Source organism: Variovorax sp. P1_H12_2, from assembly GCF_056405335.1.
Window position 1 is genome coordinate 1 of sequence record NZ_JBFUCI010000136.1, and the last position, 14,321, is coordinate 14,321.

General features: G+C 67.7%; 17 protein-coding genes. 15 read left to right on the top strand and 2 right to left on the bottom strand.

Annotation, left to right across the window (positions count from 1 at the left end):
* The coding region (radA, locus tag AC1D2K_RS15515; protein ID WP_478089724.1) for a DNA repair protein RadA at positions 1–1,040 on the bottom strand (1,040 nt) is incomplete at its 3' end.
* A gap of 263 nt (positions 1,041–1,303) precedes the next feature.
* On the opposite strand from radA, the gene AC1D2K_RS15520 reads away from it, so the two are divergent.
* Together AC1D2K_RS15520 and AC1D2K_RS15525 are read left to right on the top strand one after the other, a co-directional pair.
* Complete coding sequence (locus AC1D2K_RS15520; RefSeq protein ID WP_478089725.1) at positions 1,304–2,284, top strand: M35 family metalloendopeptidase; 981 nt, start codon at positions 1,304–1,306, stop codon at positions 2,282–2,284.
* A 61-nt stretch (positions 2,285–2,345) separates the two neighbouring features.
* Positions 2,346–2,699 (top strand): hypothetical protein, encoded by a 354-nt coding sequence (locus AC1D2K_RS15525; RefSeq protein WP_478089726.1) that lies wholly within the window; start codon positions 2,346–2,348, stop codon positions 2,697–2,699.
* Between the two features lie 126 nt (positions 2,700–2,825).
* Here AC1D2K_RS15525 and AC1D2K_RS15530 read toward each other — a convergent pair whose 3' ends face one another.
* Positions 2,826–4,067, bottom strand: a complete 1,242-nt coding sequence (locus AC1D2K_RS15530) for an MFS transporter (RefSeq protein WP_478089727.1) — start codon at positions 4,065–4,067, stop codon at positions 2,826–2,828.
* Between the two features lie 355 nt (positions 4,068–4,422).
* Between AC1D2K_RS15530 and AC1D2K_RS15535 the strand changes: the two genes are divergently transcribed.
* The 13 genes from AC1D2K_RS15535 to AC1D2K_RS15595 all read left to right on the top strand — a co-directional run.
* Positions 4,423–4,692 carry an antibiotic biosynthesis monooxygenase gene (locus tag AC1D2K_RS15535; protein ID WP_478089728.1) on the top strand — a complete coding sequence of 90 codons (270 nt, stop codon included), beginning with the start codon at positions 4,423–4,425 and terminating at the stop codon, positions 4,690–4,692.
* A 32-nt stretch (positions 4,693–4,724) separates the two neighbouring features.
* Complete coding sequence (locus AC1D2K_RS15540) at positions 4,725–5,120, top strand: MAPEG family protein (RefSeq protein WP_478089729.1); 396 nt, start codon at positions 4,725–4,727, stop codon at positions 5,118–5,120.
* Positions 5,121–5,177: 57 nt separating this feature from the next.
* Positions 5,178–5,990, top strand: coding sequence for a class I SAM-dependent methyltransferase (locus tag AC1D2K_RS15545; protein ID WP_478089730.1), 813 nt, complete (start codon positions 5,178–5,180; stop codon positions 5,988–5,990).
* Positions 5,991–6,070: 80 nt separating this feature from the next.
* The gene (gene hpaR / locus AC1D2K_RS15550; RefSeq protein ID WP_478089731.1) at positions 6,071–6,508 is read left to right on the top strand and encodes a homoprotocatechuate degradation operon regulator HpaR; all 438 of its coding nucleotides are present in this window, start codon (positions 6,071–6,073) and stop codon (positions 6,506–6,508) included.
* Entirely contained in the window at positions 6,505–7,128 is a 624-nt protein-coding gene (locus AC1D2K_RS15555) for a fumarylacetoacetate hydrolase family protein (protein WP_478089732.1), read from the top strand. Before hpaR ends, AC1D2K_RS15555 begins: the two co-directional genes overlap by 4 nt.
* Positions 7,125–7,877 (top strand): fumarylacetoacetate hydrolase family protein, encoded by a 753-nt coding sequence (locus AC1D2K_RS15560; RefSeq protein WP_478089733.1) that lies wholly within the window; start codon positions 7,125–7,127, stop codon positions 7,875–7,877. The genes AC1D2K_RS15555 and AC1D2K_RS15560 overlap by 4 nt, the downstream gene beginning before the upstream one ends.
* Before the next feature lie 23 nt (positions 7,878–7,900).
* A complete protein-coding gene (locus tag AC1D2K_RS15565) occupies positions 7,901–8,878 on the top strand; it encodes a Bug family tripartite tricarboxylate transporter substrate binding protein (RefSeq protein ID WP_478089734.1) in 978 nt (325 codons plus the stop codon).
* A 17-nt stretch (positions 8,879–8,895) separates the two neighbouring features.
* Positions 8,896–10,353 carry a 5-carboxymethyl-2-hydroxymuconate semialdehyde dehydrogenase gene (gene hpaE, locus AC1D2K_RS15570; RefSeq protein ID WP_478089735.1) on the top strand — a complete coding sequence of 486 codons (1,458 nt, stop codon included), beginning with the start codon at positions 8,896–8,898 and terminating at the stop codon, positions 10,351–10,353.
* Positions 10,354–10,355: 2 nt separating this feature from the next.
* Entirely contained in the window at positions 10,356–11,279 is a 924-nt protein-coding gene (gene hpaD, locus AC1D2K_RS15575; RefSeq protein WP_478089736.1) for a 3,4-dihydroxyphenylacetate 2,3-dioxygenase, read from the top strand.
* Positions 11,280–11,309: 30 nt separating this feature from the next.
* Positions 11,310–11,717 (top strand): 5-carboxymethyl-2-hydroxymuconate isomerase, encoded by a 408-nt coding sequence (locus tag AC1D2K_RS15580; RefSeq protein WP_478089737.1) that lies wholly within the window; start codon positions 11,310–11,312, stop codon positions 11,715–11,717.
* 3 nt (positions 11,718–11,720) lie between these two features.
* Positions 11,721–12,524, top strand: coding sequence for a 2-oxo-hept-4-ene-1,7-dioate hydratase (gene hpaH, locus AC1D2K_RS15585; RefSeq protein WP_478089738.1), 804 nt, complete (start codon positions 11,721–11,723; stop codon positions 12,522–12,524).
* A gap of 10 nt (positions 12,525–12,534) precedes the next feature.
* Complete coding sequence (locus tag AC1D2K_RS15590; protein ID WP_478089739.1) at positions 12,535–13,347, top strand: aldolase/citrate lyase family protein; 813 nt, start codon at positions 12,535–12,537, stop codon at positions 13,345–13,347.
* A 206-nt stretch (positions 13,348–13,553) separates the two neighbouring features.
* The coding region (locus tag AC1D2K_RS15595) for a tripartite tricarboxylate transporter substrate-binding protein (protein WP_478089740.1) at positions 13,554–14,321 on the top strand (768 nt) is incomplete at its 3' end.

Here is a 14,321-nt window from a genome sequence, read left to right on the forward strand (position 1 = left end):
TGCCGGTGCAGCACCGCCAGCAGCATCGCGAGGCGGTCGCGGTCCAGGCCCACCGACAGCCGGCGCGGGCTGGGCCCGCCGTCGTCGACCAGGGCCTGGATCTCGACCAGCATCGGCCGCGTGCCTTCCAGCGTGACCAGCACCACGCTGCCGGGCACCGGCTCGGCATGCTGGCTCAGGAAGATCGCGCTCGGGTTCGCCACGCCCTTCAGGCCGCGCTCGGTCATCGCGAAGACGCCGATCTCGTTGACCGCGCCGAAGCGGTTCTTGATGGCCCGCACCAGGCGGAAGCTCGAATGCGTGTCGCCCTCGAAGTACAGCACCGTGTCGACCATGTGCTCCAGCACGCGCGGGCCGGCCAGCGCGCCTTCCTTGGTGACGTGGCCCACCAGCACGATCGCGGTGCCGCTGGCCTTGGCAAAGCGCGTGAGGTGCGCGGCGCACTCGCGCACCTGGGCCACCGACCCCGGGGCCGAGGTGAGCTGGTCGGAGTACACGGTCTGGATCGAGTCGATGACCGCGATCGCCGGGCGGTGCGCGTCCAGCGTGGCGATGATCTTCTCCAGCTGGATCTCGGCCAGCACCTGCACCTGCGAATGCTCCAGGCCCAGCCGGCGCGAGCGCAAGGCCACCTGGGCGCCGCTCTCCTCGCCCGTGACGTAGAGCGCGTTGCGCCCGGCGTGCTGCAGCGCATCGACCGCCTGCAGCAGCAGGGTGGACTTGCCGATGCCCGGGTCGCCGCCGATCAGCGTCACGCCGCCGTCGACGATGCCGCCGCCCAGCACGCGGTCGAGTTCGTCGATGCCGGTGGGCGCGCGCGCGATGTCGGTGGCCTCGATTTCAGACAGGGTCGCGAGTTCGGCCGAGCCGGCCAGCGACGAGAACTGGGTGCCGAAGCGGTTGTTGGCAGTGCCGCCCGCGGGGCCGGCAACCTGCTCGATCAATGTGTTCCAGGCGCCGCAGCTCGGGCATTTGCCGAGCCACTTGGGGCTGGTGCCGCCGCATTCGCTGCAGACGTAGAGGGTTTTTTCCTTGGCCATGGGGGGTGAGTGTAGGAGGGGCGGTGTGGCGCCCGTCGCAGCCCACTCGACAAAGGAATCGGGAGAGACGGCTGAGGCACAGGCCGCATTCCATCGAGAAATCCTGTCATCCCAAAGCCGACAACGCCTGCGTTCCCATAAGACATGCCTGAACTTTTTCATTCGAGGCCAAAGCTGCGCTTCAGAAGCAGATCATCTGCGCCGACGGACTGTTCGGGCAGGTCGACTGCCATCGACGCATTAAAGCAAGGAGACAAAAAAAAATGATGAGAAAGATGATCGTGGTCGGCGACCCACCGGCGCCGGGCGGCGCCGTGCTGCCCTACAGCAGCCGCGAGTACACCCTTMATGGCCATCAGGTCGCCTTGATCGGGGGGCGAGCCTATTGCGAGGGCTGCAACAGCGTGGGCATCATCGCGAAGGCAGGCGGTCCCCGCCGCATCGAGTTCATTTCCGAAGTGGCCCTGGAGGGCGATGTGGTGCTCTGCCATTGCCCCATTCCCCCGCCGCTCATCGCGACGCTTGTGCACACCTCGTGGGTCGACGACATGGGTGGTGGTACTGGCGATCTGGAGCCACACATGCTTGTGCCGGGATGGCTGAGGGCGGACAGGTCCACATTGGCCGCAAGCAAGAAGTTGGTTGACTCGGAGGTGACGCATCCACCCGAGGCTGAGCAGACGGAGAACATCTGTCCCAATATGACCAACAGGGAGTTTTGCACTCTGGTTATGGAATTGCGCGACAAGGCCGTCCAGATGATTGAAGTGCGGCTGAAAGACTTGGAGAAATGGACCAAGCCCGAGCAGCAACGCGTTATCCAGTGGTTTGAATCGAACGACGAACAAATCCGACAGCATCTTCAAACAGGCTTAGCGGCATGCGCCCGTGTCTTGAAGGGCCTCACCTGCGACAACTTTGTACGCTATTCGGAACAACTCATGCGCAACGTTGGATGTACGCCGTCAGGAAATTCACATGGCCTTGTCGCGGAAGTCTGCAAACCAGACATCAAAACGCACACCATCGGCATTGCTGTCGAGTTCTGCACCATTCCCCACATCGCCTATACGACCGACTCCCAAGTGGGAACGCTCATTCACGAGGTGACGCGCTTCGACGACACCTTTTCCTCGAACGACACGGTCTATCGCATGCGCGAGAGTCTCGCCTTGGCCTCGCAACCTATCGAAGCACGCAACAATGCGGACAGCATCACAGGGTACGTTCTCTATGCGCACTAGGACGATTGCACTTGCGCTCGCACTGGTATTGGCCGGCAACCACGCTCAAGCGTGCAAACGCGTGATTCAGATCACCCTCGATTTCCCGAAGAACTCCTCACAGCTCGAAAGGGCGCAGATTGTGCGGCTAGCGAACTGGCTCGGCGAGGCTCGGGGCTGGTTCGAGTATGGAGATGCAGACGTTGAAGGCGCCGCCAACAGCGAGATTCAGGGCAGCAAGGAACTGGCAAGGCGCAGGGCCGAAGTGGCGACCCACGCATTGAGCAGTCTTTACGAGGGTTTGCCGATCCACTCCAGCTCGCACGTCTATTCGACGGTGGATCTTCGCTCAAATGGGGACTACGCCGTCGTCCAATTGAATCCGTCAAATGCGCCGGACTGCAACCCTGTGCCGATCCCTGGTTTCAACCGCTGAGCGCGGCGCTTGCTCACATCGAACTGGGGAGATGAGAACCAGGGCTGACCGGTTCTGCCAGGGCATGGGCCCGAATAGGAAGGTTGAAGCGTTCAGGGCACTACGCCACACGCACGCGCGCCCGCCTCATCTCTCCCGCCGTCGCCCGCCGCGATCTCCGTGTCGCGGAATCCAGTACCCCAGCGTTCCCGCCGCCGCCAGGGCGATCAGCCCGGTGACGGCGATGCCCGAGGCCAGGGACAGGCTGGCCGCCAGGAAAGAAAGCAGTGCCGGGCCACAGGAGGAGCCGATGTCGGACATCAGGCGCCACACGCCGAGGAAGTGCGCGCGCCCGTGGCGCGGCGAATGGTCGGCGCCGATGGTCATGATGATCCCCGAGCCGATGCCGTTGCCGAAGCCGATGGCCAGTGCCGCGAGCAACAGCGTGAAGGTCCCGGTCGTCAGGGGCATCAGCAGCATCGCCAGCCCCATGATCAGCATCGACGGCACCGCCACCCAGGCCCGGCCCTTCAGGTCCATCACCTTGCCGGCCGGGTAGAAGACCAGCATGTCGATACCGCCGGCCAAGCCGTAGATCAGGGAGGCCACCGAGGGCGCCAGCGCGAGGTGGTCGGCCCACAGCGGAATCACGGCCTGGCGCGAGGCCCGCACCGCGCTGATCAGCACCACGCCGATGCCCAGCGTCAGGAACACGTGCTTGTGGTCGCGCAGCGTCGAGATGATGGTCGGCGCGGCGGGCGCGACATGCCCGGGCGGCAGCGGCGGCGCCTCCAGGTCGGGAATGCGCGCGCCCACGATCGCCGCCCCCATGGCACCGACGAAGCCGACCACGTAGGCCGCGGACAGGCCGAAGGAATGCACCGCAGCGGCCGCGAGAAAGGGGCCCAGGAACATGCCGATGCGCATCACGCCACCCAGCGTCGACAGCGCGCGCGCACGGTAGGCGATGGGCACCGCCTCGGTCATGTAGCTCTGGCGTGCCAGGTTGTAGACGGCCTGCGACATGCCGACCATGAAGCAGCCCGCGGCGAACAGGCCCAGGTGCGACGTCCACACGCACAGCGCCATGCCGAGCGCGCTCCACACGCCCGCCGCGACGATGGCCCAGCGCTCGCCCCAGCGCATCGTGATGAACGACGCCGGGATGTTGTTGAGCAGCGATCCGATGCCGATCAGCGCGACCATCAGCGCCGCCATCGGCACCGAGGCCCCCAGATCGCGTGCCGTGAGCGGCACGATCGGCAGGATGGCGCCTTCGCCGATGCCGAACAGCAGCGAGGGGCCGAAGACCGGCACGGCGATGCGCCGCAGGGAAAACGACGAGGAGGACGTGGAGGTCGGGGTCGGAACGGCAGGCGGGGATGACATGCGCGGAAGGATTCGGGTGGGTCGCCCCGGGCCGGCCGGCGGACAAAGGCACGGCATTGTCTCGCCGATGCGGGATGTCTGCAGGACTGCGGGCGCGTGCCCCCGCCGCACGGTCTACGCCAGCACCCGCCTGTCGAGTGGGGGTTGGTGTAGGGAGGCTGGGCGCGCCGGCCGGCAGGCGATAGGTACAAACCCAGGCGAGACGCCAACGCCCAGGACGCCTATCGTTCTCCCACGCCGAATCTGCCAGGGGCAAGAGGATGACCGCTGTATCACAGCGACCGAACGCGGCTGGGTCAGCGCTGCCGCGACCGGTTCATTCCCGCTGACGCCACTCGTTTCGAGGAGCATCGTCATGAACGGTTTCATGCTGATCAGGCACAAGGTCAAGGACTTCACCGTCTGGAAGGCGGGCTATGACGCCCACGCGCCCAAGCGCGACGAGGCAGGGCTCACCGAGCAATACCTGCTGCGCGGCGTCGATGACGCCAACGAGGTCGTGATGCTGTTCGAGGCGCAGGACATCGCCCGAGCCAAGGCGTTCGCCGAATCCGCGGATCTGCGCGAGGYGATGCAGGCCGTCGGGGTGGTCGGCAAGCCGGACATCTGCTTCCTCAACCGCTGAGCCGATACGCCCGGAGCCACAAGGACCTCGACATGACCAGCACCCTCACGCTCGTGATCTACATGGCCATCCTGACCTGGCTCACCGTGCTCCTCGCGAGCCTCATCCGGGTCAAGGGCTGGACGCCGTCCGGCACCCTGATGGCGCTGGGCAACCGCGACAAGCTGCCCGAGGCCACGCCCTTCGCAGGGCGCGCCGAGCGCGCAGCCCGCAACACGCTCGAGAACTTCGTGCTGTTCGCCGCGATCGCGCTGGTGGCGCATGCAGCGGGCGCGACCAGCCCGAGGATCGCCACGGGCGCGCAGATCTTCTTCTGGGCCCGGGTGCTGTACGTCCCCGTCTACTGCGCCGGCATCACCTATCTGCGCACGGCGATCTGGGTGGTCAGCATCGTGGGGCTGGGGATGATGATTTCCGGCATCTTGTAGCTGGGATCCGCCACGCATCGTTGAAGCGATGCGCCCATCCGTGCGAAGGGGACCGCGATGAACACCACGTCTTCGACCTTCGTCGCCAGCGACGGCGATGCCTACGAAAAGCTGATGGGCCGCTGGAGCCGCCAGCTCGCCCTGCCCTTCCTGGACTTCGTCGGCACCGCGGATGGCGACCGGGTGCTCGATGTCGGCTGCGGCACGGGCCACCTGGCCTTTGCCGTGACCCGCCGCACCGGCGCCGGCGAAGTGCGCGGCGTGGACCTCGCCGAGCCCTACATCGCGCATGCCAGGCGCCACAACCAGGATCCGCGCATCGTCTTCGAGGTGGCCGAYGCCTGCGCGCTGCCCTTCCCCGACCGCAGCTTCGACCGCGTGCTCTCGCTGCTGCTGCTGCACTTCGTGCCCGACGCGGACAAGGCGATTGCCGAGATGCGGCGGGTCGCCAAGCCCGGGAGCGTGGTCGGCGCGACCGTGTGGGACGTGCGTGGCGGCTTCGTTTCCAACCGCATGTTCTTCGACACCGCCGCCGCGCTCGACCCGGCAGCGCGGGAGCGGCGCGCCCGCAACTTCACGCGGCCGATGACGCGGCCCGGCGAACTGGCCCGGGCGTGGCGCGCCGCCGGCTTCAAGGGCGTCGACGAGACGACGCTCAGCATCCGGATGGAGTTCGCTTCATTCGCGGACTACTGGGCGCCCTTCGAGGGCAAGGACGGCCCCGGTGCGGAATACATCGCCACGCTGGGCGAGGAAGCGCACGCCCGGCTGCGCGAAGCCGTCGAGTCCGCCTATCTCGACGGCGACGCGGACGGCCCGCGCTCCTATGCGGCGCTGGCCTGGGCCGTCAAGGGCAAGGCGCCTGCCTAGGCTCTCATCGCTGAAAGGGTTTACCCGCAGGCTTGCCCACTTGACCCAATCATTTAATATATTAAATAATTCGGGCCGACATGAGCACTTCCTTCTCCCACCGCAATTTGCCGCGCCTGCTGCTGCAGGCCCGCGAGGCCGTCATGGGCCACACGCGGCCCAGCCTGCGCGAGCATTCGCTGTCCGACCAGCAATGGCGCGTGCTGCGCGTGCTCGGCGAACACGGCGCGGTCGAAACCGGCCGCGTGGCGCGCGAGGCCTTCATCCTCGGGCCGAGCCTGACCGGCGTGCTGGCGCGCATGGAGCGCGACGAGCTCATCACGCGCAGCCGCGACCCCGAGGACCAGCGTCGCACCGTGGTCGAGGCCACGGCGCACGGGCGCCGGCTGGTGAAGAAGCTCTCGACCAGCATCGAAGCCCACTACGCGTGGATGGAAGAGGCGATGGGCAAACAGAAGCTCGCCCAGATCTATGCCTTGCTCGACGAACTCATCGCACTGGAGCAACCACAACCATGAGCTACACCCCCACAGGCACCGTCTACGGCGTGCTGCTGAACTTCCGCGCGGAGTTCGACGCCCTGGCGCCGCAGATGAGCCAGCCGCCGTACCAGGCACCGCCGAAGGCGCCGGTGCTCTACGTCAAGACTGCCAACACCTGGAGCCCGCATGGCAGCACGATCACCGTGCCGGCGCAGGTGGCCGAGGTGGAGGTCGGCGCCACCATCGCGATGGTGATCGGCGTCGACAACGACGTCGAGGGCTTCGTGCTGATGAACGACCTGTCGATCCCGCATGCGAGCTTCTTCCGCCCGCCGGTCAAGTTCAAGTGCGTCGACGGCTTCCTGGGCATCGGCCCGGCGATGCGCGACGCGCAGGAGGTGGCCGACCCGGCGCAGTTCAAGCTCGAAGTGCGCATCAACGGCGAGCTGCGCCAGTCGGTCGACTTCTCGCAGACGGTGCGCAGCGCCGCGCAGCTGCTGGCCGAGGTCGGCGACTTCATGACGCTGGCGCACGGCGAGGTGCTGATGCTCGGCTGCGACGCCGGCCGCCCGCTGGCGCGTCCCGGCGACCGCATCGAGATCAGTGCGCCGGGCTTCGAGACCCTGGTCAACACGCTGGTGAAGGAGCAAGCATGAAGCGCGCACGCATCCTGTTCGAAGGCGCGGTGCACGAGGCCGTCGAGGCCGATGGCCAGCTGCGCCTGGCCGATGGGCGGCTGCTGCAGGCCGATGCCGTGTCGTGGCTGCCGCCGCTGGCGCCGGTGCCGCGCCCGCGCACCATCCTCGCGCTGGGCCTCAACTACGCCGACCATGCCAAGGAGCTGGCGTTCAAGGCCCCCGAGGAGCCGCTGGTGTTCGTCAAGGGCGAGAGCACGCTGACCGGCCATCGCCACCTGACCTACCGCCCGGCCGACGTGCAGTTCATGCACTACGAATGCGAGCTCGCGATCGTGATCGGCAAGACCGCGAAGAAGGTCAGGCGCGACGATGCCTACGACTTCATCGGCGGCTACACGGTGGCCAACGACTACGCGATCCGCGACTACCTCGAGAACTGGTACCGCCCCAACCTGCGCGTGAAGAACCGCGACACCTGCACGCCGATCGGCCCCTGGCTGGTCGACGCCAGGGATGTGGCCGATCCGATGGCGCTGGCGCTGCAGACCACGGTCAACGGCAAGCTCACGCAGTCGGGCAACACGAAGGACATGATCTTCGACGCACCCTTCCTGATCGAGTACTTCAGCAGCTTCATGACCTTGTCGCCCGGCGACCTGATCCTCACGGGCACGCCCGACGGCGTGGTCGACTGCCGCCCCGGCGACGTGGTCGTGACCGAGATCGCGCAGATCGGCGCGCTCATCAACACCATTGCCGCGGGCTGAGCGGCGAAGCAAACGGAGACCCTATGAAGAAGATGATCAAGCTCGCGGCCGCCATGGCCGCGCTGGCCGCGTCGGTGGTGGCGTTCGATGCGCCGGCACAGTCCTTCCCGACCAAGCCCGTGCGCTGGGTGGTCGGCTATCCGGCCGGCGGCGGCACCGACTTTCTCGCCCGCACGGCGGGGGCCCAGCTGTCGCAGCAGATCGGCCAGCCGGTGCTGGTCGACAACCGCCCCGGGGCCAGCGCCATCATCGCCTCCGAGAACGTGGCGCGTTCGCCGGGCGACGGCTACACGGTGTTCTCGGCCGACAACGGCGTGCTGGTCTACAACCCGGTGCTCTACAAGAAGCTGCCCTACGACGCCGAGAAGGATTTCGTCGCGCTCGGCATGATGGGCCGCTCGCCGCTGATCCTCACGGCCGCGCCGGGCGCGGGCTTCGCCGATGCCAAGGCGCTGATCGCCGCGCTCAAGGCGGCGCCGGGCAAGTACAGCGTGGCGACGCCGGGCGCCGGCAGCCCGCACCACCTGGCACTGGAGCTGTTCCAGCGCGAGGCCGGCGTGCAGCTGCTACACGTGCCCTACAAGGGCGGCGCCCCGGCGCTGCAGGACCTGATGGGCGGCCAGGTGCCGCTGATGATGCTCGACCTGCCCAGCGGCATCAGCGCCGTCAAGGCCGGCAAGGTGGTGCCGCTGCTCGCGATGTCCGGCGAGCGCGTGCCGCAACTGCCCCAGGTGCCGACGGCCAAGGAACTCGGCCTTGCCGGGGTCGAGGCCTACACCTGGCAAGGCCTGGTGGCGCCCGCCGCCACGCCGAAGGACATCCAGCAGAAGCTCGGCACCGACCTGCTGAAGGCCATGAACGACCCTGGCGTGCGCCAGAAGCTCTTCGACGCCGGCTGGGAAACGCGCCCCACCGACGCCGCCGAGATGAACCGCTATGTGCAGTCGGAGCGCAAGAAATGGCAGGCGCTGATCGCCTCGCGCGAGATCMGGCTCGACTGACCCCCGAAGGACACCCCATGCAGATCGACCACCTCATCAACGGCAAATCCGTCGCCGGCCGCGACTACTTCCAGACCGTCAACCCCGCCACCCAGGAAGTGCTGGCCGAGGTCGCCTCGGGCGGCGAGGCCGAGGTGAATGCGGCCGTGGCCGCTGCCAAGGAAGCCTTTCCGAAGTGGGCCGGCCTGCCCGCGCCCGAACGCGCCAGGCTGATCCGCAAGCTCGGCGACCTGATCGCCGCGCACGTGCCCGAGATCGCGCAGACCGAGACCAACGACTGCGGCCAGGTCATCGCGCAGACCGGCAAGCAGCTGGTGCCGCGCGCGGCCGACAACTTCTACTACTTCGCCGAGATGTGCACGCGCGTCGACGGCCACACCTACCCGACGCCCACGCACCTGAACTACACGCTGTTCCATCCGGTGGGCGTGTGCGCGCTGATCTCGCCGTGGAACGTGCCCTTCATGACCGCCACCTGGAAGGTCGCGCCCTGCCTGGCCTTCGGCAACACGGCGGTGCTCAAGATGAGCGAGCTGTCGCCGCTGACGGCCGCGCGCCTGGGCGAGCTGGCGCTCGAGGCCGGCATTCCGGCGGGCGTGCTGAACCTGGTGCACGGCTACGGCAAGGAAGCCGGCGAGCCGCTGGTGGCGCACCCGGATGTGCGCGCCATCTCGTTCACCGGATCGACCGCCACGGGCAACCGCATCGTGAAGAGCGCGGGCCTCAAGAAGTTCAGCATGGAGCTCGGCGGCAAGAGCCCGTTCGTGATCTTCGACGACGCCGACCTCGACCGCGCGCTCGATGCGGCGATCTTCATGATCTTCAGCAACAACGGCGAGCGCTGCACGGCGGGCTCGCGCATCCTGGTGCAGCAGTCGATCTATGCCGACTTCGCCGCGAAGTTCGCCGAGCGCGCGAAGCGCATCACGGTCGGCGATCCGCTCGACGAGAAGACCATCGTCGGGCCGATGATCTCGCAGGCCCACCTGGCCAAGGTGCGCAGCTACATCGAGCTGGGGCCGAAGGAAGGCGCCACGCTGCTGTGCGGCGGCCTCGGCGCGCCCGAGCTGCCGGAGCGCGTCCGGCGCGGCAACTACGTGCTGCCCACCGTGTTCGCCGACGTCGACAACCGCATGAAGATCGCGCAGGACGAGATCTTCGGCCCGGTCGCTTGCCTGATTCCGTTCAAGGACGAGGCCGATGCGATCCGCCTCGCCAACGACATCGCCTACGGACTGTCGAGCTACGTGTGGACCGAGAACATCGGCCGTGCGCACCGCGTCGCCGCGGCGGTGGAAGCCGGCATGTGCTTCGTCAACAGCCAGAACGTGCGCGACCTGCGCCAGCCCTTCGGCGGCACCAAGGCCTCGGGCACGGGGCGCGAAGGCGGCACCTGGAGCTACGAGGTCTTCTGCGAACCGAAGAACGTGGCGGTGTCGCTCGGCTCGCATCACATTCCGCATTGGGGGGTCTGACCATGGGAACGCTCGCCCTCGCCGCCAAGATCACGCACGTGCCCTCGCTCTACCTGAGCGAGCTGGACGGCCCGCGCAAGGGCAGCCGGCAGGCCGCCATCGACGGTCTCAAGGAGATCGGCCGCCGCTGCCGCGCACTGGGCGTCGACACCATCGTGGTCTTCGACACCCACTGGCTGGTGAACGCGAGCTACCACCTCAATTGCGCGCCGCATTTCAAGGGCGTCTACACCAGCAACGAGCTGCCGCACTTCATCAGCAACATGCCCTACGAGATGCCCGGCAATCCGGAACTCGGCAAGCTGCTCGCGAAGACATGCAACGAATGGGGCGTGGAGACGCTGGCGCACGACGCCACCACGCTCGGTCCGGAATACGGCACGCTGGTCCCGATGCGCTACATGAACGAGGACCTGCACTTCAAGGCGATCTGCGTCTCGGCCCTGTGCACCAGCCACTACCTGAACGACAGCGCCCGCCTGGGCTGGGCCATGCGCCGTGCGGTGGAGGACCACTACGACGGCACCGTGGCCTTCCTGGCCAGCGGATCGCTGTCGCATCGCTTTGCGCAGAACGGCCTGGCGCCGCAGTTCGCCGACCGCGTCTGGAGCCCGCTGCTGGAGCGCATGGACCACGAGGTGGTGCGGATGTGGGAACACGGCGAGTGGTCCGACTTCTGCGCGATGCTGCCGGAGTACGCAGCCAAGGGCCACGGCGAGGGGTTCATGCACGACACGGCCATGGTGCTCGGCGCCCTCGGCTGGTCGGCCTACGACGGCAAAGCGGAGGTGATCACGCCCTACTTCGGATCTTCCGCCACCGGCCAGATCAATGCGCTCTTCCCGGTCACGCCGCAGGATGGCCACGCGATCCCGAACGCGCAGGCGTCGAGCGCCGAGGGATTCCAGAGCGTGACGCGCCTTTGATCCGTTGACCCTGCCGCCCCGGAGAACCGCATGCCGCACCTCGTGATCCTCTACACGCCCAACATCGAGGGCGAGACCGACATGTCGGCGCTGTGCCGCTCGCTGGCCGACTGCATGCTCGCGCAGCGCGACGACGAGGGCAGGCAGGTCTACCCGACCGGCGGCACGCGCGTGCTGGCCTACCCGGCCGCCCACTACGCGGTGGCCGACGGCCGCGCCGACTACGCCTTCGTGTACCTCAATGTACGCATGGGCTCGGGGCGCTCGGCTTCCGTGCAGAAGCGCGTCGGCGATGCGCTGCTGGCCGTGACCCAGGCGCACTTCGCGCCGATCTTCGATGCGCGCCACATCGGCATCACGCTGCAGATCGACGAGAGCCCGGGCCAGGTCTACGACAGCAAGCACAGCAACCTGCATCCTCTCTTCAACAAGGCCTGAACCATGCTCGACACCCATCTCATCCGGCAACTGGCCGCCGAACTCAACGAGAGCGAGAAGTCGCGCGTGCAGGTCGAGCACTTCTCGAAGCGCTACCCCGAAATGACGATCGAGGACGGCTATGCGATCTCGCGCGAATGGGTCAGGACCAAGATCTCCGAGGGGCGCATCGTCAAGGGCCACAAGATCGGCCTGACCTCGCGCGCGATGCAGCAGGCCAGCCAGATCGACGAGCCCGACTACGGCACCCTGCTCGACGACATGTTCTTCGACCAGGGCGGTGACATCCCGTTCACGCGCTTCATCGCGCCGCGGGTCGAGGTCGAGCTGGCCTTCGTGCTCGGCAAGCGGCTGCAGGGGCCGAAGGTGACGATCTTCGACGTGCTCGCGGCCACCGACTACGTGGTGCCGGCGATCGAGATCATCGATTCGCGCATCGAGCAGTTCGACCGCCACACCAAGCAGATGCGCCGCGTGTTCGACACCATCTCCGACAACGCGGCCAATGCCGGCATCGTGACCGGCGGCCGCCCCGTGAAGCCCGACGCGGTCGACCTGCGCTGGGTCAGCGCCCTGCTGTACAAGAACGGCGTGATCGAGGAATCGGGCGTGGCCGCCGCGGTGCTCAACCATCCGGCCACCGGCGTGGCCTGGCTCGCCAACAAGCTGGCGCCATGGGACGAATGCCTGGAGGCCGGCGAGATCGTGCTCGGCGGCTCGTTCACGCGGCCGACCGCGGCATTGCCCGGCGACACCTTCCATGCGGACTACGGCCCGCTGGGCACCATTTCCTTCCGCTTCGCCTGAAAGAAATTCAATGACCACCACCCCCCCGAATCCGTTCAAGCAGGCCCTGATCGACAAGCGCGCCCAGATCGGCCTCTGGCTCGGCCTGGCCGATGCCTACAGCGCCGAGATCTGCGCCGGCGCCGGCTTCGACTGGCTGCTGATCGACGGCGAGCATTCGCCCAACGGCCTGCAGAGCATCCTGCAGCAGGCGCAGGCGATCGCCGCCTATCCGGGCGTGAACGCGATCGCGCGCGTGCCGCTGGGCCACGGCGACGCCGGCACGGCGCTGATCAAGCAGTACCTCGACCTCGGCCTGCAGACGCTGCTGGTCCCGATGGTCGACACGCCCGCGCAGGCCCAGGCCATCGTGCGCGCGATGCGCTATCCGCCCGAAGGCATGCGCGGCATGGGCGGGGCGCGCGCCTCGCGCTGGGGCCGCTACCCGGGCTATGCCAAGGACGCCAACGACCGCGTCTGCCTGCTGGTGCAGGCCGAGTCGCGCGAGGCGCTGGCCAACCTGGACGCGATCGCGGCGATCGACGGCGTCGACGGCATCTTCATCGGGCCGGCCGACCTGTCGGCCTCGATGGGCCACGTGGGCGACTCCGACCACCCCGAGGTGCAGGCGGCGATCGAGGACGCCATCGCGCGCATCCAGYGCGCCGGCAAGGCCGCGGGCATCCTGACGCCCAACGAGGCGCTGGCACGCAAGTACCTGGCGCTGGGCGCGAGCTTCGTCGCCGTCGGCCTCGACACCAACCTGCTGGTGCGCAGCACCAGCGCGCTGGCGGCCAGCTTCAAGGGCGCCGCCAAGCCCGCGGCGGCCGGGGGCACCTACTGACCGACGGACGATCGATGCGAGAACTTCCGGATTGAAAACGTGAGGTAAACGCGGGTGTCAGGCGGCACGGGTTGCGGGAAGAATACGCCCTCAGCGCGCGGCCTGGCCACCAGGGCGCCGCGGCCCTCTCCGGCGCCGCCATCCCGGTGGCGCGACGAGTTCCCAAGCAAGCAAGCAAGCATCCATCCATCCCGAGGAGACATCGAATGACCATCACCCGCCGCCATCTGCTGCAGACCACCAGCGCCTCGGCGCTGCTCGCGAGCCTGGGCCAGCACGCCTTCGCGCAGGCGCAAGCCTTTCCGTTCGAGACCGCGCGCCTGATCACCGGTTTCGCGGCCGGCGGCACCTCCGACACGACCTGCCGTCGCGTCGCGACCCGGCTGCAGCCCGACTACGGCCGGGCCGTGGTGGTCGAGAACCGCACCGGTGCCGGCGGCCAGATCGCAGTGACCTACGTCAAGAGCCAGCCGGCCGACGGCGCCACGATCCTGCAGACGCCGACCTCGATCCTCACGATCTATCCGCACATCTACAAGAAGCTGCCGTACGACCCGCTGGTCGACCTGACGCCGGTCACGCTGGCCTGCGTGTTCGACTTCGGCTTCGCGGTCGGCCCGGCCGTGCCGCTGTCGGTCAAGACGGTGCCCGAATTCCTGGCCTGGGCCAAGACCCATCCCGAAGGCGCCAACTTCGGCTCGCCGGCGGCCGGATCGACGCCGCACTTCATCGGCGCGCTGCTCGGCAAGAGCGCGGGCGTGGACCTGAAGCACGCGGCCTACCGCGGCACCCAGCCGGCGATGCTCGACCTGCTGGGCGGCAACATCGCGGCGGTGTCGGGCCCGATCGGCGACATCACGCAGCACCTGCCCACGGGCAAGATCCGCATCCTCGGCGTGTCCGGCGCCAAGCGCAGCCGCTTCGCCCCCGACGTGCCGACCTTCGAGGAGCAGGGCATCAAGGACATGACACAC